Source organism: Streptomyces sp. VNUA24 (genome assembly GCF_029167005.1).
Lineage (GTDB): Bacteria > Actinomycetota > Actinomycetes > Streptomycetales > Streptomycetaceae > Streptomyces > Streptomyces scabiei.
In genome coordinates, this window is the sequence record NZ_CP119143.1 from 2,161,030 (window position 1) to 2,180,050 (window position 19,021).

The window sequence follows — 19,021 nt, forward strand, 5'->3', positions numbered from 1 at the left end:
GGACCCATGGCACTGCAGATCAGCGCCACCAACCCGGAACACCCCGCGCTGCTGCTGGAACTGCCGTGGCACGTGCCGCTGGAGGAGTGGCCCGAGCACCATCTCGTGCCGCTCCCCCGCGGTATCTCCCGGCACGTGGTGCGCTACGCCCGGGCCGGTGACGAGGTCGTCGCCGTCAAGGAACTCGCCGAGCGGCCCGCCCTGCGCGAGTACGAGCTGCTGCGCGACCTGGACCGGCTCGGCATCCCGGCCGTGGACGCCCTCGGGGTGGTCACCGGCCGGCTCGACGACGCGGGCGATCCCCTGGAGTCGGTGCTGATCACCCGGCACCTGGGCGGCTCGATGCCGTACCGCTCGATGTTCGAGACGACCATGCGGCCGGCCACCATGCACCGGCTGATGGACGCCCTCGCCGTGCTGCTGGTGCGGCTGCACCTCACCGGGTTCGCGTGGGGCGACTGCTCGCTGTCCAACACGCTGTTCCGGCGCGACGCGGGCGCCTACGCGGCGTATCTGGTGGACGCCGAGACGGGCGACCTGCACAGCCGGCTCAGCTCCGGGCAGCGGGAGTACGACCTCGATCTCGCCCGGGTGAACATCAGCGGCGAGCTGCTGGACCTGGAGGCGTCCGGCGCGCTGCACCCCTCGGTGGACCCGATCGAGTTCGGCAACGAGATCTGCTCCCGCTACCACTCACTGTGGGAGGAGCTGACGCGCCGGTCGGTGTACCCGGCCGGGAAGTACCACTACATCGAGCGCCGGATCCGCCGTCTCAACGAACTCGGTTTCGACGTCGCCGAGATGCAGATCGAGCACGCCGACAACGGTGACACGGTGACCTTCGTGCCCAAGGTCGTCGACGCCGGCCACCACCAGCGGCAGCTGCTGCGGCTCACCGGTCTGGACACCGAGGAGAACCAGGCCCGGCGACTGCTGAACGACCTGGAGAGCTGGATGGCCACCCAGGACGACTACGCCCCGGGCGACCCCCTGGGCGCCCGCCCCGAGGTGCTGGCCCACCGCTGGGTGCGGGAGGTGTTCCGGCCGACCGTGCGCGCCGTCCCGCTCGAACTGCGGGGCTCGATGGACGCGGCGGAGATCTACCACCAGCTCCTCGAACACCGCTGGTACCTGTCCGAGCGGGCCCAGCACGACATCGGCCTGGACACGGCCGTGAAGGACTACATCGACAACGTCCTGCCGAGGACGCTCGCACTGCTGCCGCCCCCGGCGGAGGACGCCGCCCCCGAGTGAGCGGCCGGGCGGCCGGGACCGCCGGCCGCCCTCACCCGTGCGGGACCACGGCCACCGGGCAGCCCGCGTGGTGCAGGACGCCGTGGGTGACCGAACCGATCCGGGCGCCGACGGCCGTACGGCGGGCGCGGCGCCCGACCACCATCAGCTGGGCCCGGTGGGCCACGGACAGCAGCACCTGCCCGGCGCTGCCGATCTCGACGTGCTCGGTGACGGGCACCCCGGGGAACCTCTCCCGCCACGGCTCCAGCGCGGTGGCCAGCGCCTTCTTCTCGTACGGCTCCAGGCCGCCGGCCTCGTCCAGCAGCTTCAGCGAGCCCGGGCTGTAGGCGTACAGCGGCGGCAGCGCCCACGCCCGGACCGCGCGCAGGGACGCCCCGCGGGCCGCCGCCGTCTCGAACGCGAACCGCAGCACGTCGGCGCTGTCCTCCGCCGTGCCCTGCTGGCCCACGACGACCTCGCGTCCGGCGGCCTCGCCCGCCGGGCTGTCCTCGGCGCGGACGAGCACGACGGGACACGGGGACTCCACGATCACCTGCTGTCCGACGGAACCCAGCAGGAAGCCGATCACCGCGCCGTGCCCGCGCGAGCCGAGCACCAGCGTCTCGGCGGCGCCGGCGACGCCGGCCAGGATCTCGACCGGCGGGCCCTGGAGCAGTTCCGTCGTCACCGCGAGGCCGGCGTGCCGCTCGCGGACGCCTCGCGCCGCCTCGGCGAGGGCCTCCTCGGCCCACCGGGCCTGTCCCTCCCGGTCCACGGCGACCGCCTCGTGCGGCTCCCACTGCCACGCGTGCACCACCCGCAGCGCCAGGTCCCGGCGTACGGCCTCCCGGCCGGCCCACGCCAGCGCGGCGAGGCTCTCGGGCGTGCCGTCCACTGCGGCGGTGATCGGGCGCGTCGTCATCGCCCACCTCTCTGTAGTCACATGGCTGACGGGCCCAGTCTTCACTACGCTCGCCGTATGACCCTCGAGTGGGAGCAGTTGGTGGTGGACGCGGCCGATCCGGCGGCCCTCGGGCGCTGGTGGGCGCGGGCGCTCGGCTGGGTCGTCGTGGACGACTCCCCCGAGGAGTACGAGATCCGTCCGGCCCCGGACCGCCTCCCCGGACTGCTGTTCGGACGCGATCCGGGGGCGAAGACCGTCAAGAACCGGCTCCACCTCGACTTCCGCCCCGACGACCAGGCCGCGGAGGTCGGCCGCCTCCTCGCCCTCGGGGCCCGGCACGCGGACGTCGGGCAGCGCGGCGACGAGCCCTGGGTGGTACTCGCGGACCCGGAGGGCAACGAGTTCTGCGTACTGGCCCCGCGCCGGAGCTGATCCCCGGCATACGCCCCCGGTCCCGCGCGGGGGAAACCGAGCGAACCCGGACGGTCGACCATACGATGGGCACATTGGCTCGGGGTGGAGGCGTATGACTCAGGCGGTCGGTCCGGCGCGGAACGTGATCCTCACGGTGGATGACGATCCCGGGGTGTCGCGTGCGGTGGCACGGGACCTGCGGCGCAGGTACGGCGAGTCGTACCGGATCGTGCGGGCGGAGTCCGGGCAGTCGGCGCTGGAGGCCCTGCGGGAGCTGAAGCTGCGCGGGGACCAGGTGGCGGTGATCCTGGCCGACTACCGGATGCCGGAGATGAACGGCATCGAGTTCCTGGAACAGGCCCTGGACGTGTATCCGGGCGCGCGGCGCGTCCTGCTGACCGCCTACGCCGACACCGGCGCGGCGATCGACGCGATCAACGTCATCGACCTCGACCACTATCTGCTGAAGCCCTGGGACCCGCCGGAGGAGAAGCTCTACCCGGTCCTGGACGACCTGCTGCAGGCCTGGCGGGCCGCCGACCGCAGCTGTGCGGGCACGACGAAGGTGGTCGGGCACCGGTGGTCGGCGCGGTCGTCCGGCGTACGCGAGTTCCTGGCCCGCAACCAGGTGCCCTACCGCTGGTTCTCGTCGGACGAGCCGGAGGGACGGCGGCTGCTGGCGGCGGCCGGCGCGGACGGGCAGCGGCTGCCGCTGGTCGTCACCCCGGACGGCACCCCGCTGCTGGCGCCGGAGGACCCCGAGCTGGCCGAGCGGGTGGGACTGGCCACGACACCGGCCGAGGAGTTCTACGACCTGGTCGTCATCGGCGGCGGACCGGCCGGGCTGGGCTCGGCCGTGTACGGGGCCTCGGAAGGGCTGCGGACCCTGCTCGTGGAGAGGTCGGCCACGGGCGGGCAGGCCGGGCAGAGCTCACGCATCGAGAACTACCTGGGCTTCCCCGACGGCGTCTCCGGCGGGCAGCTCACCGGCCGGGCCCGGCGCCAGGCCGCCAAGTTCGGGGCGGAGATCCTCACCGCCCGCGAGGTGAGCGGTCTGGAGGTGAACGGGGCGGCCCGGACCGTGCGGTTCTCCGACGGCTCGGCCGTCGCCGCGCACAGCGTGATCCTGGCGACCGGCGTGTCGTACCGCCAGCTCGCCGCGCCGGGCTGCGCGGACCTCACCGGCTGCGGGGTGTTCTACGGCTCCGCGCTCACCGAGGCGGCCGGCTGCCAGGGCCACGACGTGTACATCGTCGGCGGCGCCAACTCGGCCGGTCAGGCCGCGATGTACCTGTCGCGGGGCGCCAAGTCGGTCACGCTGCTCGTCCGCGGGGAGTCGCTCACCGCGTCGATGTCGCACTACCTGATCCAGCAGCTCGGCGAGGCACCGAACATCTTCGTGCGCCCCGGCACGGTCGTCGAGGCCGCGCACGGCACGAACCAGCTGGAGCAGCTGACCCTGAAGGACCTGGCAAGCGGACGCGAGGAACTGGTCGACGCCCAGTGGCTGTTCGTGTTCATCGGCGCCGAACCGCACACCGACTGGCTGGAGGGGACCGTGCTCCGCGACGAGCGCGGGTTCATCGTCGCCGGGCCCGACATGACCGCCGACGGGGGTCCGCCGCCGGGCTGGGAGCTGGACCGGCCCCCGTACCACCTGGAGACCAATGTGCCCGGCGTGTTCGTCGCCGGGGACGCGCGGTCGGAGTCCGCGAAGCGGGTGGCGTCCGCCGTGGGAGAGGGAGCGATGGCCGTGATGCTGGTGCACAGGTATCTGGAGCAGTCATGACACCCCGAGGGGCGTCGTCGTGAGCGGGCGGCCGTCGCCGTGCGACCGGGCCGAGCTGGGCAGGCTGTTCCTGTTCGAGAAGCTGGACGACGGGCAGTTGGACCGGCTGTGCCGCGAGGGCCGGGTGGAGCGGTTCGAGCCCGGCCCCGTCTACCGGGAGGGCGATCCGGCCACCTGCTTCTTCGTGCTCCTGGAGGGCACGGTGGTGCTGTCCCGGAGGGTCGGCGACGACGACGTGGAGGTCAGCCGCAGCTCCCAGGTCGGCGTGTACGCGGGCGCCTTCCAGGCGTATCTCGGCGACCAGGCGGACCAGGCCCGCTACAAGGGTTCCATGCGGGTCACCGTCCCCTCCCGCTTCTACGTCCTTCCCGCGGACGCCTTCGCCCGGATCATGCGGGACTGGTTCCCCATGGCCGTCCACCTGCTGGAAGGCGTGTTCTTCGGCCATCAGAACACCCAGCGGACCATCAACCAGCGCGAACGCCTGCTGGCGCTCGGCTCGCTGTCGGCCGGGCTCACCCATGAGCTGAACAACCCCGCCGCCGCGGCCGTGCGGGCCACCTCCGCGCTGCGGGAGCGGGTGGCCGGCATGCGGCACAAGCTCGGGGTCATCGCCGCCGGGCCGTACAAGCGGGCGATGCTGGAGTCGCTGGTCGACCTCCAGGAGCGGACGGCCGAGCAGGTGGCGAAGGCGACCCCGCTCAGTCCGCTGGAGGCGTCCGACCGGGAGGACGAGCTGTCGGACTGGCTCGACGACCACGGCATCGCGGGCGGCTGGCAGCTCGCGCCGACCTTCGTCCAGGCCGGGCTCGACACCGCCTGGCTGGACCAGGTCGCGGCCGCCGTGGACGAGCACACCCTCGAAGGCGCGGTCCGCTGGCTCAACTACACCGTCGAGACCGAGCTGTTGATGAACGAGATCGAGGATTCCACGACCCGTGTCACCCAGCTCGTCGACGCGGCGAAGCAGTACTCGCAGCTGGACCGCGCGCCCTACCAGAACGCCGACGTCCACGAACTCCTCGACAGCACCCTGCTGATGCTGTCCGGGAAGATCGGCGAGCGGATCGAGGTGGTGAAGGAGTACGACCGCAGCCTGCCGCGCATCCCCGCCTACCCGGGTGAGCTGAACCAGGTGTGGACGAACCTGATCGACAACGCGGTCTCGGCGATCGACGACACCGGCGGCGCGGGCACGCTGACGGTACGGACGGCGCTCGACCACCGTGACCAGGTGCTGGTGGAGTTCCTCGACACGGGTCCCGGCATCCCGGCGGACATCCGGGACCGGATCTTCGACCCGTTCTTCACGACCAAGCCGGTCGGGCAGGGCACCGGGCTCGGCCTCGACATCTCCTGGCGCATCGTCGTCAACAAGCACCACGGGCACATCGAGGTCCGGTCCCGGCCGGGCGAGACCCGCTTCCAGGTGTTCCTGCCGCTGACGGCACCGGCGGCGGACCTCGACCTCACCCTCGCCGACGACCCCGACGACCCCGACGACCGCCCGCTCCCCGCTCCCGACGCGCCCGAGGAGGCCCCATGACCCTGCCCGCCGGAATCGACCCCGCCGTGCCGCCGAGCGGCGAGGGCTGCGTGGAGTGCGAGGCGGCCGGCGGCTGGTGGTTCCATCTCCGGCGCTGCGCGCAGTGCGGTCACGTCGGGTGCTGCGACTCGTCGCCCGCGCAGCACGCGACGGCGCACGCGAGCGGTGCCGGGCATCCCTTCGTGCGGAGCTATGAGCCCGGGGAGTCCTGGTTCTGGAACTACGCGACCTCCGAGATGTACGAGTCCGGGCCCGACCTGGCCCCGCCGCTCAGCCACCCCGCGGACCAGCCGGCCCCGGGTCCTGCCGGACGGGTCCCGGACGACTGGGCTGCTCGTCTGCGGTGAGGTGACGCGGGGGTCGGGTGTCGCGAAGGGTGACGGGGTGGCTCGGGTGGTATCGCGAGCGCGGGCCAGGTGACACTTCTCGCGCAGTTCCCCGCGCCCCCGAAGACAGGCCCTACGGGCCAGAGAAACGCGGGTGCCGCGGGCCCGAAAAGCACGAGTGACACGGGCCTGGAAAACCCGGCAGCTGCGGGCCGGAAAAGCGCGGGGCGCAGCCCCGGCTTTTCAGGGGCGCGGGGAACTGCGCGACCAGCCCCCACGCAGCCGCGGACGACACAGCAACCCAACCCCCACTACACCCCCACCGCGAACCACAGACACCGCCCCACCGAACGGAGTGCCACCGTGTTGATCGGGACAGACGAGATCCGCCGAGCCGCCACCACCATCGCCGGCCATGTCGTGCGGACACCCACCGTCCCGAGCCCGGGGCTGTCCGACCTGCTCGGTGTCCCCGTGACCACGAAGCTGGAGCTGCTGCAGCGCACCGGCTCGTTCAAGGCCCGGGGCGCCACGGCGAAGCTGCTGGCGCTCACCCCCGCCGAGCGGGCGGCCGGCGTCGTCGCGGTCAGCGGCGGCAACCACGGGATCGCGCTGGCGCACATGGCCGCGGCACTGCACGTCAAGGCGACCGTGGTGATGGCGAGGAGCGCCCCGCGCCGTGCCATCGACCTCGTCGAGGCGGCGGGGGCCTCGCTGCGGCTCACGGACGGCATGGCGGAGGCGTTCGCGCTGACCGAGCGGCTGCGGGAGGAGGGCCTCACCCTCGTCCACCCCTTCGACGACCCGCTGGTGATCGCCGGCCAGGGCACCGTCGGCCTGGAGTTCGTCGAGGACACCGGCGCGGCCGACGGCCCCGGCGCGCTCACCGACGTCCTCGTGAGCATCGGCGGCGGCGGGCTGATCGCCGGTGTCGCGGCGGTCTTCGAGGCCCTGCGTCCCGGCGTCCGTGTCTGGGGTGTGGAGACCGTGGGCGCGACGGCCATGACCGAGGCGCTCGCGGCAGGCGGCCCCGTCACGGTCCCCCTCTCCTCCGTCGTCACCACGCTCAGCGCGCCCTCCTCCTCCCGCCTCACCTACGACCATGTGACCGCCTTCGTTGAGGACGTCCTCGTGGTCCCCGACGCCGAGGCCGTCCAGGGCGTCCTCGACTTCGCCGAGCACGCCAAGGTGTGGACGGAGCCCGCCGCCGGATGCCTGCTGCCGGCGGCCCGGCAGGTGCGGGAGCGGGTCGGCGACGGCGCCCGGCTGGGTCTGGTGGTCTGCGGCGGCAACGCCACCACGGCCGACATCACGGACTGGGCGAGGCGGTTCGGGCTGCGGTGACGCGGCGGCCGGACCGGGTCCTCGCTCAGGGGCCGTCGTGGCAGCAGCTGTCCCGGCGCATCAGACGGCCGACCTCCAGCCACTCCTCCTCGGTCCCGACGGCCTTCGCGCGTCGGCCCGCGGGCCGGTAGGCGGCCACCAACTCCTCGGTGGTGTACGGCGTTCCGCCGCGCAGGACCGACACCGTGCGCACGAGGTCGGCGAAGTCCGTGAACGGGTCGCCGTCGACGACGGTCAGGTCCGCCAGCTTGCCCGCGCCGACCGTGCCGAGGTGGTCGTCGAGGCCGAAGAGCCGGGCGGGGAGGACGGTCGCGGTGCGCAGGGTCTCGGCCGGGGTGAGCCCGCCGGCGTGCAGGGCGCGCAGGGCGAGGTGGAGGAAGAGGCCCACGGGTACGAGCGGCTGGTCGGTGCCGAGGGCGACGATGCCGCCGGCCGTGAGGATCCGCCGGTAGACGTCGGTCTCGGTGCGCAGCGCGGCGAGTTGGGCGGGCGTGGGCGGGGTTCCCGCTCCCTGCCGGACGAGGGCGGCGTCCCACGGTGGCATCACGGCCGTGACCCGGGGATCGTCGGCCAGGGAGGGGTCCGCGCCGAGGAGGGGCAGGGCCGTGAAGGGGGTGGCGATGAGCGAGAAGTCCACGCCCTGCCGGGTGTAGATCTCCACGACGTCCTCGTACGCCCGCCCGCCCGCGGTGACGGCGTGGCCGAACTCGGCTCGCTGGGTGGCCTGCAGATGGGTCGTCAGGTCCTGACCGAGCTGCACGCCCGGGGAGAGCAGATGACCGCCGGTACGGACGCCGAGACGTTCGTGGGCGAAGCGGGCGGCCTCGCTCATCACCCAACCGGGCGCCCGTACATAGGTCTTGACGAAGTCCCAGTCGAGCGCGGCGGCCCGCTCCAGCGAGCGGCGCAGGCCCGCCCGCGTCCGGTGGGCGCGTCCCATGCTGTACGCGACCCGCGCGCCGTCCAGGAGTTCGCCGGTGGTGAGCAGGCGGGGTCCGGCGAGCCGCCCGGCGTGCACCTCCTCGCGGATGCGGGCCTGTTCGTGGGCGAAGCCGCCGAGGGAGACGGCGGTGGTGACACCGTAGGTGAGCTGGCCGACGGCCTGGCGGCTGCCGTAGGTGCTCTGCCAGGGGTGGGTGTGGGTGTCCCACAGGCCGGGGAGCACGGTGTGCGCGGAGGCGTCGATGCGGCGCAGGGCGGCCCGGCGGTCGCCGCGGTGGGGTTCGACGGCGGTGATCCGGCCGCCGCGGACGACGATGTCGACGTCCTCGCGGACCGTCTCGCCGGTGCCGTCCCACAGGCGGCCGGCGTGGACCACGGTGTCGGCGGGTGTGGGCCGGGTGCGGTCGAGCGGTACGCGGACCGTGCGCGGGCGGCCTCCGGAGACGTCGACGAGCCGGAGGCGGGTGCCCGACTGGTGGAGGAGGGTCCTGGAGTCGCCGGACCAGGTGGGGTGGTCGGCGGGTTCGGTGGTGAGGGTGCGGAGCCTTCCGCGCGGGGTGCCGTCGGGGGCCACGGGCAGCAGGCAGAGCGCGGACTCGACGATCACGGCCATCCAGCGGCCGTCGGGCGACCAGACGGGCCCGGAGTCGTACCGGTCGGCGATCGAGGCATGGGGCGCGACCGCGTGCAGCCGGTCGGCGCCCGTGGTGGCGTCGACGACCCTGATCAGGTTGTAGCCCTCGCGGAAGCGGGCGCCGAGCCGGTTGCGGTCGCACAGCGCGAGATACCGGCCGTCCGGCGACCAGCTCGGCCTGCCGGGGAGGCCGCCTCCGCCGAGCGGTTCCACGAGGACGCGTTCCCCGCCGCTCACCAGGTCCCGTACGACGAGGCGGCCGGCCATGTCGAGGCAGGCGAGCCGCCGGCCGTCGGGCGAGAGGGCGGGCATGACCCGGCCGCCGGTGGCGAGGGCGGTCTCCTCGCCGGTGGCCAGATCGTGCCGGTACACGCCGAGGAGGCCGTCGCGGTCGTCGGCGTAGACGAGGGAGCGTCCGTCGGGTGCCCAGGCGGGAGCGAGGAGCCAGCGGGTGGGCGGCGACTGCCGCAGCCGCTTCGGCGGGCGGCCGCCGGCCGTCCGCGCCAGCCAGAGCGCGTTGAGGGCGGCGAACGCGACGCTCCGCCCGTCCGGGGAGAGCGCGGGCAGATGGATGCCCCGCGCGGGCCGCACCCGTGCCTCTCCGAGGTCGTACTCCTTGGTCCGGCGGCGCGGCCGGTCCACGGGGAGGACGGCCCGGAAGGGGATCGTCTCGGTCCGTGCGGGTGCTTCGGGCCGTACGAGGGTGAACCGGCCGTCCAGGGTGACCAGCAGCTCTCCGCGGGCCGTCCAGCGGGGCGGTACGGGCGCGAGGTCGCCGTCGACCGGGACGGGCTCTCCGGCGACGACGAGGGTGCACGTGCCGTGCGGGGCCGGTGTGGTGCGCAGGTACGCGAGGCGGCCGTCCGGGGCGAGGGCGGGGGTCATGACCTGGGCGGCCTCGGTCTCCGTGTGCGCGACGGTCACCGGGCCGGTGCCGTCGGCGGCCACGGCGGCGACCGTGCGGGACTCGACGGACGGGGTCGTGCCGGTGACGACGACCTTGCCGCGCACGAACAGCAGCCGGGTGCCGTCCGGTGACCAGGTGGGGTCGAAGTCCTCCCAGCCGCCGTCCTGGAGGGGGCCGTCCTGGCCGGGGAGGCCGGTGACGCGGGTGATCTCGCCGGTGGCGAGGTCGAGGACGTGGACGCGGTAGGGGCATCCGCCGGCGGGGCGGTCCGGGTCGCCGCCGCGTTCGGAGCAGAAGGCGAGCCGGGTGCCGTCGGGCGACCAGGCCGGGGCCCGGTCGTCCCAGGGGCCGTCGGTGCGCCGCTTCAGCTCGGAGCCGTCGGGGCGCATGGTCCACAGGTGGAAGCCGCCGCCCTGGTAGGCGCAGAACGCGACCAGGTGGCCGTCCGGGGAGTGGGTGGGCCGGTTGGGTTCGAGTCCGGCCGGGGTGAGGGGGACCGCTCTGCCGCCGCCGCGGGGCAGGGACCACAGACCGCTCTGCACCTCGGCGATGAGGGTGTCGCCGCCGGTGGCGAGGGTCGCCGCGCCGTTGGTCGCCCGGGTGAAGGTGAGGGAGGGGCCGGTACCGGGGGAGCCCGGGCCGGCGGCGACCGGACCGGCGCTGCCGAGCACCGCGGCGGCTCCGGTGGCCCCGGTGGCGGCGAGGAGTTGACGGCGGGTCAGGGGCGGGGTGCGGTGACTCTGGTCACGGTCCATGACACCGCACGCTCGCGCACCGCCCGGCACAGGGGCAACACCGCCATTCACGCCATCGGGGATGTCACCCACGGGTGTGACGGCGGGCGTCGACGGGCGGCGGCCGGTGAAGGGCCGGGCTGCGGGATGCACACGTGACGCCGATCATGTAGGAGGTTCCCGGAGCTGTGATTCCGACAGGCGGAGGAGTGACATCGACATGACGGAGTCGGTACCCGGACCGGCGACGGTCACAGCGGCTGACGCGGTGCGGGCTCGGACCGAGACCGCGCTGAACGTTCCCGCTCCGCTGGTGGCGCTGTGGAACGTGACGAACGGCCTGATGACCGACACCGGTGTGACCGTGTACTCGGCCGAATGCATCGGCGAACGCAACACCACCTACGAGGTCGCGCGGTACGCACCGGGTTTCGTCCTCATCGGTGACGACAGCGGCGGCCGCGGGTTCCTCCTGCGTCACGATGTTCCGGACTCCGCCGTGTTCTCCTCGGACCTGGGAGATCTGGATCCCGCGGACTTCGCCGTCGAGTCCTCGGACTTCACGTCGTGGATCGGATCGCTCCGAAGTCTCTTCCGCTGACCGGATCAAGCAGGTGGACGACAGACGGCACCTGCTCCCGGCGCGCCGTACCCGGTGTCAGTCGTCCGCGTGCCGGCGGCGGATCCAGGCCGGCAGGACGAACCAGCACAGCAGGTACCAGAGCAGGACGCAGCCCACCAGCCAGGGTACGTACTCGTCGTGCGTGGCCACGCGGAGGATCAGCAGCAGCGCGGCCGTCATCGTGGCGAGGAGCAGGACCAGGCCGACGACGGTCAGGCGGGCGGCCCAGCGTACGGCGGCGGGTTTGATCCGGCGGCCGGCGACGACCCGGTGGAAGGAGACGGGGCCGATGAGCGCGCCGGTGGCGGCGGCGCCGAGGACGACGGTCACGATGTAGATCGTCTGCTCGGTCTGCGGCAGATCCTCGTACCGCGGGGTGAACACCACGGTGAGCAGGAAGCCGAACAGGATCTGGACGCCGGTCTGGGCGACCCGCACCTCCTGGATGAGTTCGCCCCAGCGGCGGTCGGCCCGCTCGTCCTCGGTCTCGTCGCGCCCCCTGCCCCGGTCGCCCCGCACCTCGCCCACGTGTCCTCCCGGCCGCTGAAGTCGATGTTCCCCTCCCTCCATGACGCCGTGCGCCCGGACCTCAAGCACATCCGGCGTCATTTCATTCGCACGAGCGAATCCGTTCGGCGGAACCCTCCCGGCCGGGAGGGCCTCACCGGCCGCCTCACACCTTGCGCCAGCGCGCCATCGCGAAGGAGAACACCCCGAACAGCACCAGCCCGGCCGCGACGCACGCCAGCAGCGTCGGACCGGCGGGGGCGTCCGCGAAGGAACGGATCGTGTCGTCGAGGCCCTTGGCCTCGTCGGGTTCGTACCGGATCGCGGCGCGGACCGCGAAGACACCCGCCGCGGCGAACACCAGGCCGCGCGCCACCCCGCCGCCCACGCCGCTCACGTCGACGAGCCGCCGCGTGCGCCGGGACATCTCCCCGAGCCGCAGATGCTTGTGGTACGAGCGCATCACGGCCCGTACGCCGATCCATCCGCCCGCGACGACGACCCCGACACCCGCCGCGCCCACGATCCACTGGCCGCCGGGCAGTTCGAGGGCACGTGCCGTCACGTCCCGGGACTGTTCGTCGCTGGAGCCGCCCCCGCCGCCCTCACCGGCCGCGAAGGCCAGCACCGAGTAGGCGACGAATGAGTAGAAGGCGAAGCGGGCGGCGGACGCCAGCCGCTTGGTCCACTTGCGGCCGTCCGCGCCCGCCGCGCCGAACACGGCCTCCGACAGCCGCCACAGCGCCATGCCGACCAGGCCGATGCCCAGCGCCCACAGCAGCACGGAACCCAGCGGCTTCTCGGCGATCTCCTCCAACGCTCCCTGTCTGTCGGCCTGTTCCGAGCTTCCGCCGAAGGCGATCTGCAGGGCCAGGGCCCCGACCAGCAGATAGATGACGCCGCGCGCGGTCAGCCCGGCGCGCGCAGCGCCCTCCGTCACCGAACTCCGCGCGGCACGTCCGCGCCCCACCCCCAGAGTGGTCATCAGCTGCGCCCCTCCCGCCCTTCGACCCGCAGTTGCAGTTGCACTTCCTGATCACCGGCGTCCACGCCCACCTGGCGGACGCTGTACTCCTCCTCCAGCGCCTCGCGCAGCATCCGTACGGCGGGCGGACTGCCCTGCACCTCGACCGTGACGGGTGCGGACGGCGGCCGGGAGTGCTCCCCCGTGCCGGAGGGGACGGCGGCGGCCGTGTCGTACATGCCGGTCCACATGGTCGGCCGGTCGGTGCCGGTCTCGTGCGGCGGGTCGTCGGGGCGCCGGTCCGTCTCGAAGTGGGCGCGCAGACAGGCGAAGACGCGTTCGGCGTCCTCGGCCGAGCAGTCGCACAGCACGACCTCGACCTGGGACACCGGCAGACTGGGCAGGGTCACGAGCCTTCTCCCTCGTGTGGGCGACAGGATGCGGGTACCCCGAGTACCCCCATGGTGTGCCCGAAACGGGGTTCTCGCAGGTCGCGCGAGCGGGCGCCGGGAGGTGCGCGGGGCGTGGGCTATGTTGAGTGCTCGTGGGAGACGAAGGAGGCGCGCGCGTGCCATCGCCGCAGCAGGCACGTGCGCAGGCATCAGCGATCACGTCCGGGCGGACCGCCCCGGAGACCGAGCAGTCGCCCACGTCCCGGCTCAGGGAACTGTTCGACGGCCCCCGGCTCTCCCCCGGGCAGCGGCGGATCGCCCAGTACCTGATCGAGCACATCACCGAGGCCGCGTTCCTGTCGATCACGGACCTCGCGGAGCGGGTCGGCGTCAGCCAGCCCTCGGTGACCCGGTTCGCCGCGGCCGTCGGCTTCAGCGGCTACCCGGCGCTGCGGGAGCGGCTCCAGTCCATCGCGCTCGCCACCCTCGGCAGCGCCCCGGGCGTGCCGGCCGCGGACCGCAGCAACGAACTGCAGGCCGCGGTGGACGCCGAGATCGAGAACCTGGAGAACCTGCGGCGCGACTTCGCCGACCCCGACCAGGTGATCCGGGTCGGCCGCGCCCTGTCGCGCTCGGCCCCGCTGACCGTCCTCGGGCTGCGGATCTCCGGTGCGCTCGCCGAGTACTTCGCGTACGCCGCCCGCCGTATCCACCCCGACGTCCGGCTGGTGACGAAGGGCGGCACGGTCGCCTACGACGCCCTGCTGCAGTCCCGGGAGGCGGGCGGCACCTGGGTGCTGGCGTTCTCCATGCCCCGGCACGCGCAGGAGACGCTGACGGCGCTGCGCGTCGCCCACGGCGCCGGGCTGCGGGTGGCCCTGGTCACCGACCTGGCGCTCGGCCCGCTGGCGGACGAGGCCGACGCCGTCTTCGCCACCGGCACCGGCTCACGCCTGGTCTTCGACTCGTACGCCGCCCCCGTGATGATGTCCTCCGCCCTGCTCCAGGCCATGACGGACGCGGACCCCGAGCGCACCCAGGCGCGACTGGAGGCGTACGAGCAGGTCTCGGAGCAGCATCAGTTCTTCCTCAGGGACTGATCCCGCCGCGCTGCTCGCGGACGCCGGGGCGGCGGGGGATCCCCTCGTCGCCTCTCCCACCGTCTCCCCGCATGAATTTTTCCATGCCCTTGCATACTCAGGGGTATATATAAATACTGCTCGCGGATCGTGACCCGGTGGACGCCGGGTCGCGTCGTCCACCCGGGTCCGTCCGCTCCTACCCGCCACGGCGCCCCGGGTGAGGCGGCCCCGGCCATCCCCTATGCCGGGGCCGCCCAGACTCCACCCCCCGCTGCACCCAATGGCGTCGATGCAAGACGGAGCGTTACACATGGCCCTGACCACCTCGCCCCTCCGCACGGACTGGCCGTGTCAGGTCAAGACACCCGGCAGCTACGACTGGGAGAGGTCCGCGGCCAAATGGCTGCGCGAGCTGGTGCCGGCCCGTTACGGCAGCTACCCGGCGATGATGCGGCACCCCGTACTGCTCGCCCGGCACGCCCAGATCCAGGTCCAGCACGAGATCCGGGTCGCCCGCACCGCCCTGCAGACCGCCCGCTCCGAGCTGCCCAGCCTCGGCATGTCCGAGTCGGTCATCGAGCACACCATCAAGATGTACGCCGCCGAGGTCATGCAGCTGAGCCACATGGCCCGCTCCATCCGGGCCGTCAGCCAGGCCCTGGTGGACCACAACCTCGCCCGCGCCTCGAACTGACCCGGTCACGCTCCCCGCGCGCCGCGGTACACGGCGCCGCCCGGGGGGAAGACGATGGGCAGGCACAGGCCGGGCACACCGCCCGGCCCGACGGAGGGGCGGACCGATGGATTCCTGGACCTGGGGTGTGATCGCCGCGATCGCGCTGATCGCCGCCGCCGTCCTCGGCGTGGCCGTGTGGCTGCTGCTGCGGCTGGTGCGCACCCGGCGCGAGCTGAACCGGGCCGGACTCCCGACCGGCCCCAAGTGGGTCTTCTGGGGTGCCGTCCTCTATCTCGTCCTGCCGACCGACCTGGTGCCGGACCCCGTCTACCTGGACGACATCGGGGTCCTCCTGCTGGCGATCAGGTCCATGCGCTCCGGCCGTCAGGACGCCCTGGACGCGATGGAGCGGCAGGAGGGCACGGGAACCGCCGTACGGGGATGAGGCGTTGTCGGGCTGACGGTCACTGCGACGGACGGCACCGATGAACGAGCTGGTACCCGGGGGCAACATCCCCCTGCCGAGCGGCACCCTGACGATCGGGGTGCCGGGCCCCTTCGACGTCTCGGCCCTCGTCACCGACGACACCGGCAGGGTCCGCGGCGACGCGGACTTCGTCTTCTACAACCAGCCGACGGCCGCGGGGGTCCGGCTGGCCGGGGAAACCCTGACGGTGACCCCGACCGCCCTCCGCCCGGGTGCCACCCGCCTCACCCTCGTGATCAGTCCGGCCGCCCCCGGCACACCGCTCGGCCGTCTGCCCGCCCCGACCCTGCTCGTCACCGGCCCCGGGGGCCGCACGATCGCCCGCTTCACCCCGCCGGGACCCGACCGCGAGACCGTACTGCTCCTCGCGGAGCTGTACCGCAGGGGAACGGGCTGGAAGCTGCGCGCCCTCGGCCAGGGGTACGCGGACGGGCTGGCGGGAGTGGCGAGGGACTTCGGCGTGGAGGTGCTGGAGGAGGGGACGCCCACATCATCTCCCCCCGCCCCCACCGATTTCCTCGGCCTGGTCAACTCCGTCCGCGCCGAAGCGGGTTCGCCGCCCGTCTCGCTGGACAGCCGTCTGTCGGCCGCCGCCCGGGCGCACGCCGGCGCGATGGCCGCCCAGGGCCGACTGGGCGCCGAGGGCCGGGACGGCGTCTTCGTCCACCAACGCGTCACCGGTACCGGATACGCCTACCTCACCATCGGAGAGCACCTGGTCTCCGGCCCCCGCACCGCCGCCGAGTTCGTGGACTACTGCCGTCGCGACGCCACGGCCGGACGCACCCTCCGTGACCCCGTCTGGAGCGAGACCGGCCTCGGCCAGGCCACCGATCCCCGTTCGGGAACGGTCTTCTGGACGGCCCTGTGGGCCCACCCCTTCTCCCCGGCCGGCCTCCACCGCACCGCCACCGAGGTCATCACCCTCACCAACGGCGAACGGGCCGGGGCCGGCCTGCCACCGCTCTCCCCCGACGCCCGGCTCACCGCCGCCGCCCAGGCGCACAGCGCCGACATGGTGGCGCGGGCCTTCTACGCGCACACCTCCCCCGACGGCGGCGAACCCTGGCACCGCGCGGCGGCGGCCGGTTCCACCCACCGGTCGGTCGGGGAGAACATCGCGTGCGGCCAGCGCTCCGCCGCCGAGGTGGTGCGCGGCTGGATGGACAGCCCCGGACACCGGGCGAACATCCTCAAACCCGGCTTCACCCATATAGGTGTCGGTTTCGTCGGCGGCGGCGAGGCCGGCACCTACTGGACCCAGCTCTTCGGCGGCTGAAACCGACCCGCCGACACCGTCCCTCTTTCGGGTCGCTCAACTCGCCTCCCCACGCGGCTACTTGACTCTCCGTGATCGCTGGACTCCAATGCACCCTGCCGATGACGGAGAGCGACGGGAGACGAGTCAGATGGTTTCGACGACGGTGGGCACGGGTGTGGCGACGCTGGGGGCGATCGCCCTGTCCCTCGTGGCGGTCCCCGCCCACGCGGCCCCGCAGGCGGGACCCGACACGACCGGGCTGCGAAAACTGCTGCGCACGGCGCTGTCGCAGGGGGCGCCGGGCGCGTTCGCGAGAATCGACGACAACGGCACGGTGCACCATCTGGCCGAAGGTGTCGCGGACCGGTCCACCAAGCGGGCCCTCGGCACCGGGGACCGCATCCGGGTCGGCAGCGTCACCAAGACGTTCACGGCGGTGGTCCTGCTGCAACTGGTCGACGAGGGCAAGCTCAAGCTCGACTCCTCGGTGAACACGTATCTGCCGGGGCTGCTGCCGGACAAGAAGATCACCGTGCGGCATGTCCTCAGTCACCGCAGCGGGCTGTACGACTACGCCAACACCCTCTTCTCCCCCAGCGTGGCGGGGTTCGAGAAGGTGCGGAACAAGGTGTTCACCTACCGTCAGCTGATGGACATGTCCCTCGCCGAACCGCGCACCGGCAAGCCGGGCGCGGCCTACGCGTACTCGAACGCGAACTTCGTGGTCGGAGGCATGCTCATCGAGAAGATCACCAAGAAGCCGGTGGCGACGGCCTACCAGGACCGGATCATCAAGCCGCTGAAGCTGGTCGACACCTTCTACGTCCACCCGAAGAACACGATCCCCGGCAAGCACTCCCGCGGGTACATGACGGCCGACTCCACCGGGAAGAAGATCGACTCGACCCTGCAGACGACCTCGTGGGCGCAGAGCGCGGGCGGTCTGGTCTCCGGCGCCAAGGACCTGAACAAGTTCATGTCGGCGCTGGTGCGGGGCAAGCTCACCTCGGCCGCCCAGCTGAAGCAGATGATGACGTGGACACCGGTGAACAGCACCCAGGCGTACGGACTGGGGCTGCGCCGCCGCGACCTGTCGTGCGGGGTCTCCGTGTACGGGCACACGGGGACCGTGCAGGGCTACTACACCTGGGCGTTCACCTCGAAGAACGGCAAGCGCAGCGTGACCGCGTTCGCCAACACCTCCAACAACGGCCCGGTGTACGCGACGGTGAACAGCACGCTGGAGTCCACGTTCTGCGGCTGACTCGGTCGGCGCGCCCGCGGCGGCGGCCGGGACGCCGGTGCGGGGCCGGGCGGCCGGGTGAGAAACGGCTCACCGTCTGCTGACGCCGCCACCGCCGTGGGCGCGGCCGAGGGTGTGCAGGTGTTCCAGGGCGTCGAGGACGACGGTCCGGTCGTACCAGGCCAGCCACTCCCCGGCCTGGGCGCCCACGACGGTCAGCTCCTTGGTCTGGGCGCGGTTCAGGTCCCGCAGGGGGCGTTCGCAGTGCGCCGACACCATGCCGACGACCAGTCCGGAGGCGGTGGTGAGCGGCACGCTGTGGCAGGCGCGGCTGCCCGCGCGCAGGATCGCCTCGCGGGCCTCCTCGGTGAACACGGGGTCCGTCGCCACGTCCCGGACCGTGACCTGGGAGACGTCCCGGGCGGCCTGGGCGCAGGAGGTGCCGCCGTCGCCGACGTACGCGAAGAAGTCGACGAACTCGGCCGTCAGTCCCGTGTGCCGCTCGATGCGCAGTCCGCCCTCGGTCCGGTCGGCGATCTGGACGTTGCCCATGTCGGTGCCGACGACGGCGAGGGTCCGGTCGAGGACGGCGGCCAGGACCTCGCTGCGGTTGCCCCGGCCGGAGCGGGGCTCGCGTGCCCCGAAGCCGAGAACCGGCTCCGCACGCCGGATCCGGCGGGGGAACCACAGGTCGGCGCGGCTGTCCGGACGGGGCGCGTCCAGTGCCGCGCCGGCCAGGGTGCGCAGCTTGACGTTGTGCTGCTGCGAGGCGCGCTGGAGCAGCGCGAACGCGGTCTCGGCGTCCGGCAGGGCGTAGCGCTCCCGCAGCATGCCCTGGGCCTGGGCGACGAGGGTGCGGCCCTCCGTCCGGGTGCGCAGACCGCGTACCTCGGCGCGCAGCCGCGCCAGTTCCTCCCGAACCGCCTCGTCCTCGCCGTGGGCCTCCGGCCTGGATCCCGCTCCCATCGCGCACCTTCCGCTGTTCTCGTTCCGTGGCAGCGGTGCTCGTCT

18 protein-coding genes are annotated in these 19,021 nt (G+C 73.1%); 12 read left to right on the top strand and 6 right to left on the bottom strand.

Going from position 1 to position 19,021, the window contains the following annotated elements; translation table 11 throughout:
* The first annotated feature begins 6 nt into the window (after nucleotides 1-6).
* Nucleotides 7-1,254: a DUF4032 domain-containing protein gene (locus PYR72_RS08985; RefSeq protein WP_275454804.1), complete on the top strand. Its 1,248-nt coding sequence runs from the start codon at nucleotides 7-9 to the stop codon at nucleotides 1,252-1,254.
* A 31-nt stretch (nucleotides 1,255-1,285) separates the two neighbouring features.
* On the opposite strand, the gene PYR72_RS08990 is transcribed toward PYR72_RS08985, so the two are convergent.
* Nucleotides 1,286-2,158, bottom strand: coding sequence for a universal stress protein (locus tag PYR72_RS08990; protein WP_275454805.1), 873 nt, complete (start codon nucleotides 2,156-2,158; stop codon nucleotides 1,286-1,288).
* Between the two features lie 57 nt (nucleotides 2,159-2,215).
* Here PYR72_RS08990 and PYR72_RS08995 point away from each other — a divergent pair, with 57 nt between their 5' ends.
* The 5 genes from PYR72_RS08995 (at nucleotide 2,216) to PYR72_RS09015 (ending at nucleotide 7,559) form a co-directional block, all read left to right on the top strand.
* Nucleotides 2,216-2,572, top strand: coding sequence for a VOC family protein (locus PYR72_RS08995; protein ID WP_275454806.1), 357 nt, complete (start codon nucleotides 2,216-2,218; stop codon nucleotides 2,570-2,572).
* Between the two features lie 94 nt (nucleotides 2,573-2,666).
* The gene (locus PYR72_RS09000; protein ID WP_275454807.1) at nucleotides 2,667-4,343 is read left to right on the top strand and encodes an FAD-dependent oxidoreductase; all 1,677 of its coding nucleotides are present in this window, start codon (nucleotides 2,667-2,669) and stop codon (nucleotides 4,341-4,343) included.
* Nucleotides 4,344-4,362: 19 nt separating this feature from the next.
* Nucleotides 4,363-5,889 (top strand): ATP-binding protein, encoded by a 1,527-nt coding sequence (locus PYR72_RS09005; protein ID WP_275454808.1) that lies wholly within the window; start codon nucleotides 4,363-4,365, stop codon nucleotides 5,887-5,889.
* Entirely contained in the window at nucleotides 5,886-6,236 is a 351-nt protein-coding gene (locus PYR72_RS09010) for a UBP-type zinc finger domain-containing protein (RefSeq protein ID WP_275454809.1), read from the top strand. The genes PYR72_RS09005 and PYR72_RS09010 overlap by 4 nt, the downstream gene beginning before the upstream one ends.
* A gap of 345 nt (nucleotides 6,237-6,581) precedes the next feature.
* Nucleotides 6,582-7,559: a threonine/serine dehydratase gene (locus PYR72_RS09015; RefSeq protein WP_275460369.1), complete on the top strand. Its 978-nt coding sequence runs from the start codon at nucleotides 6,582-6,584 to the stop codon at nucleotides 7,557-7,559.
* Between the two features lie 25 nt (nucleotides 7,560-7,584).
* Here the strand turns inward: PYR72_RS09015 and PYR72_RS09020 are convergent, their stop codons facing one another.
* Nucleotides 7,585-10,797: an amidohydrolase family protein gene (locus PYR72_RS09020; RefSeq protein ID WP_275454810.1), complete on the bottom strand. Its 3,213-nt coding sequence runs from the start codon at nucleotides 10,795-10,797 to the stop codon at nucleotides 7,585-7,587.
* 199 nt (nucleotides 10,798-10,996) lie between these two features.
* Between PYR72_RS09020 and PYR72_RS09025 the strand changes: the two genes are divergently transcribed.
* Nucleotides 10,997-11,377 (top strand): hypothetical protein, encoded by a 381-nt coding sequence (locus PYR72_RS09025; protein WP_275454811.1) that lies wholly within the window; start codon nucleotides 10,997-10,999, stop codon nucleotides 11,375-11,377.
* Nucleotides 11,378-11,434: 57 nt separating this feature from the next.
* Here the strand turns inward: PYR72_RS09025 and PYR72_RS09030 are convergent, their stop codons facing one another.
* From PYR72_RS09030 to PYR72_RS09040, 3 genes are all read right to left on the bottom strand, one after another.
* Complete coding sequence (locus PYR72_RS09030) at nucleotides 11,435-11,926, bottom strand: DUF6328 family protein (RefSeq protein ID WP_275454812.1); 492 nt, start codon at nucleotides 11,924-11,926, stop codon at nucleotides 11,435-11,437.
* Between the two features lie 145 nt (nucleotides 11,927-12,071).
* Complete coding sequence (locus tag PYR72_RS09035; RefSeq protein ID WP_275454813.1) at nucleotides 12,072-12,890, bottom strand: DUF1206 domain-containing protein; 819 nt, start codon at nucleotides 12,888-12,890, stop codon at nucleotides 12,072-12,074.
* Nucleotides 12,890-13,279, bottom strand: a complete 390-nt coding sequence (locus tag PYR72_RS09040; RefSeq protein WP_275454814.1) for a hypothetical protein — start codon at nucleotides 13,277-13,279, stop codon at nucleotides 12,890-12,892. Before PYR72_RS09040 ends, PYR72_RS09035 begins: the two co-directional genes overlap by 1 nt.
* Before the next feature lie 158 nt (nucleotides 13,280-13,437).
* On the opposite strand from PYR72_RS09040, the gene PYR72_RS09045 reads away from it, so the two are divergent.
* From PYR72_RS09045 to PYR72_RS09065, 5 genes are all read left to right on the top strand, one after another.
* Entirely contained in the window at nucleotides 13,438-14,361 is a 924-nt protein-coding gene (locus tag PYR72_RS09045) for a MurR/RpiR family transcriptional regulator (protein WP_275454815.1), read from the top strand.
* A gap of 292 nt (nucleotides 14,362-14,653) precedes the next feature.
* The gene (locus PYR72_RS09050) at nucleotides 14,654-15,037 is read left to right on the top strand and encodes a hypothetical protein (RefSeq protein WP_275454816.1); all 384 of its coding nucleotides are present in this window, start codon (nucleotides 14,654-14,656) and stop codon (nucleotides 15,035-15,037) included.
* 106 nt (nucleotides 15,038-15,143) lie between these two features.
* Nucleotides 15,144-15,464 carry a YkvA family protein gene (locus tag PYR72_RS09055; protein WP_275454817.1) on the top strand — a complete coding sequence of 107 codons (321 nt, stop codon included), beginning with the start codon at nucleotides 15,144-15,146 and terminating at the stop codon, nucleotides 15,462-15,464.
* A 40-nt stretch (nucleotides 15,465-15,504) separates the two neighbouring features.
* Complete coding sequence (locus PYR72_RS09060) at nucleotides 15,505-16,785, top strand: CAP domain-containing protein (protein WP_275454818.1); 1,281 nt, start codon at nucleotides 15,505-15,507, stop codon at nucleotides 16,783-16,785.
* Between the two features lie 130 nt (nucleotides 16,786-16,915).
* The gene (locus PYR72_RS09065) at nucleotides 16,916-18,031 is read left to right on the top strand and encodes a serine hydrolase domain-containing protein (RefSeq protein WP_275454819.1); all 1,116 of its coding nucleotides are present in this window, start codon (nucleotides 16,916-16,918) and stop codon (nucleotides 18,029-18,031) included.
* 69 nt (nucleotides 18,032-18,100) lie between these two features.
* On the opposite strand, the gene PYR72_RS09070 is transcribed toward PYR72_RS09065, so the two are convergent.
* Nucleotides 18,101-18,976: an ANTAR domain-containing protein gene (locus PYR72_RS09070; RefSeq protein WP_275454820.1), complete on the bottom strand. Its 876-nt coding sequence runs from the start codon at nucleotides 18,974-18,976 to the stop codon at nucleotides 18,101-18,103.
* Nucleotides 18,977-19,021 lie beyond the last annotated feature (45 nt).

Coding starts and splice junctions, on each gene's coding strand:
- PYR72_RS09065 (WP_275454819.1), top strand. CDS start 16,916: ATGGTTTCGACGACGGTGGGCACGGGTGTGGCGACGCTGGGGGCGATC.
- PYR72_RS09055 (WP_275454817.1), top strand. CDS start 15,144: ATGGATTCCTGGACCTGGGGTGTGATCGCCGCGATCGCGCTGATCGCC.
- PYR72_RS09050 (WP_275454816.1), top strand. CDS start 14,654: ATGGCCCTGACCACCTCGCCCCTCCGCACGGACTGGCCGTGTCAGGTC.
- PYR72_RS09070 (WP_275454820.1), bottom strand. CDS start 18,976: ATGGGAGCGGGATCCAGGCCGGAGGCCCACGGCGAGGACGAGGCGGTT.
- PYR72_RS09010 (WP_275454809.1), top strand. CDS start 5,886: ATGACCCTGCCCGCCGGAATCGACCCCGCCGTGCCGCCGAGCGGCGAG.
- PYR72_RS09000 (WP_275454807.1), top strand. CDS start 2,667: ATGACTCAGGCGGTCGGTCCGGCGCGGAACGTGATCCTCACGGTGGAT.
- PYR72_RS08995 (WP_275454806.1), top strand. CDS start 2,216: ATGACCCTCGAGTGGGAGCAGTTGGTGGTGGACGCGGCCGATCCGGCG.
- PYR72_RS08990 (WP_275454805.1), bottom strand. CDS start 2,158: ATGACGACGCGCCCGATCACCGCCGCAGTGGACGGCACGCCCGAGAGC.
- PYR72_RS09035 (WP_275454813.1), bottom strand. CDS start 12,890: ATGACCACTCTGGGGGTGGGGCGCGGACGTGCCGCGCGGAGTTCGGTG.
- PYR72_RS09020 (WP_275454810.1), bottom strand. CDS start 10,797: ATGGACCGTGACCAGAGTCACCGCACCCCGCCCCTGACCCGCCGTCAA.
- PYR72_RS09060 (WP_275454818.1), top strand. CDS start 15,505: ATGAACGAGCTGGTACCCGGGGGCAACATCCCCCTGCCGAGCGGCACC.
- PYR72_RS09025 (WP_275454811.1), top strand. CDS start 10,997: ATGACGGAGTCGGTACCCGGACCGGCGACGGTCACAGCGGCTGACGCG.
- PYR72_RS08985 (WP_275454804.1), top strand. CDS start 7: ATGGCACTGCAGATCAGCGCCACCAACCCGGAACACCCCGCGCTGCTG.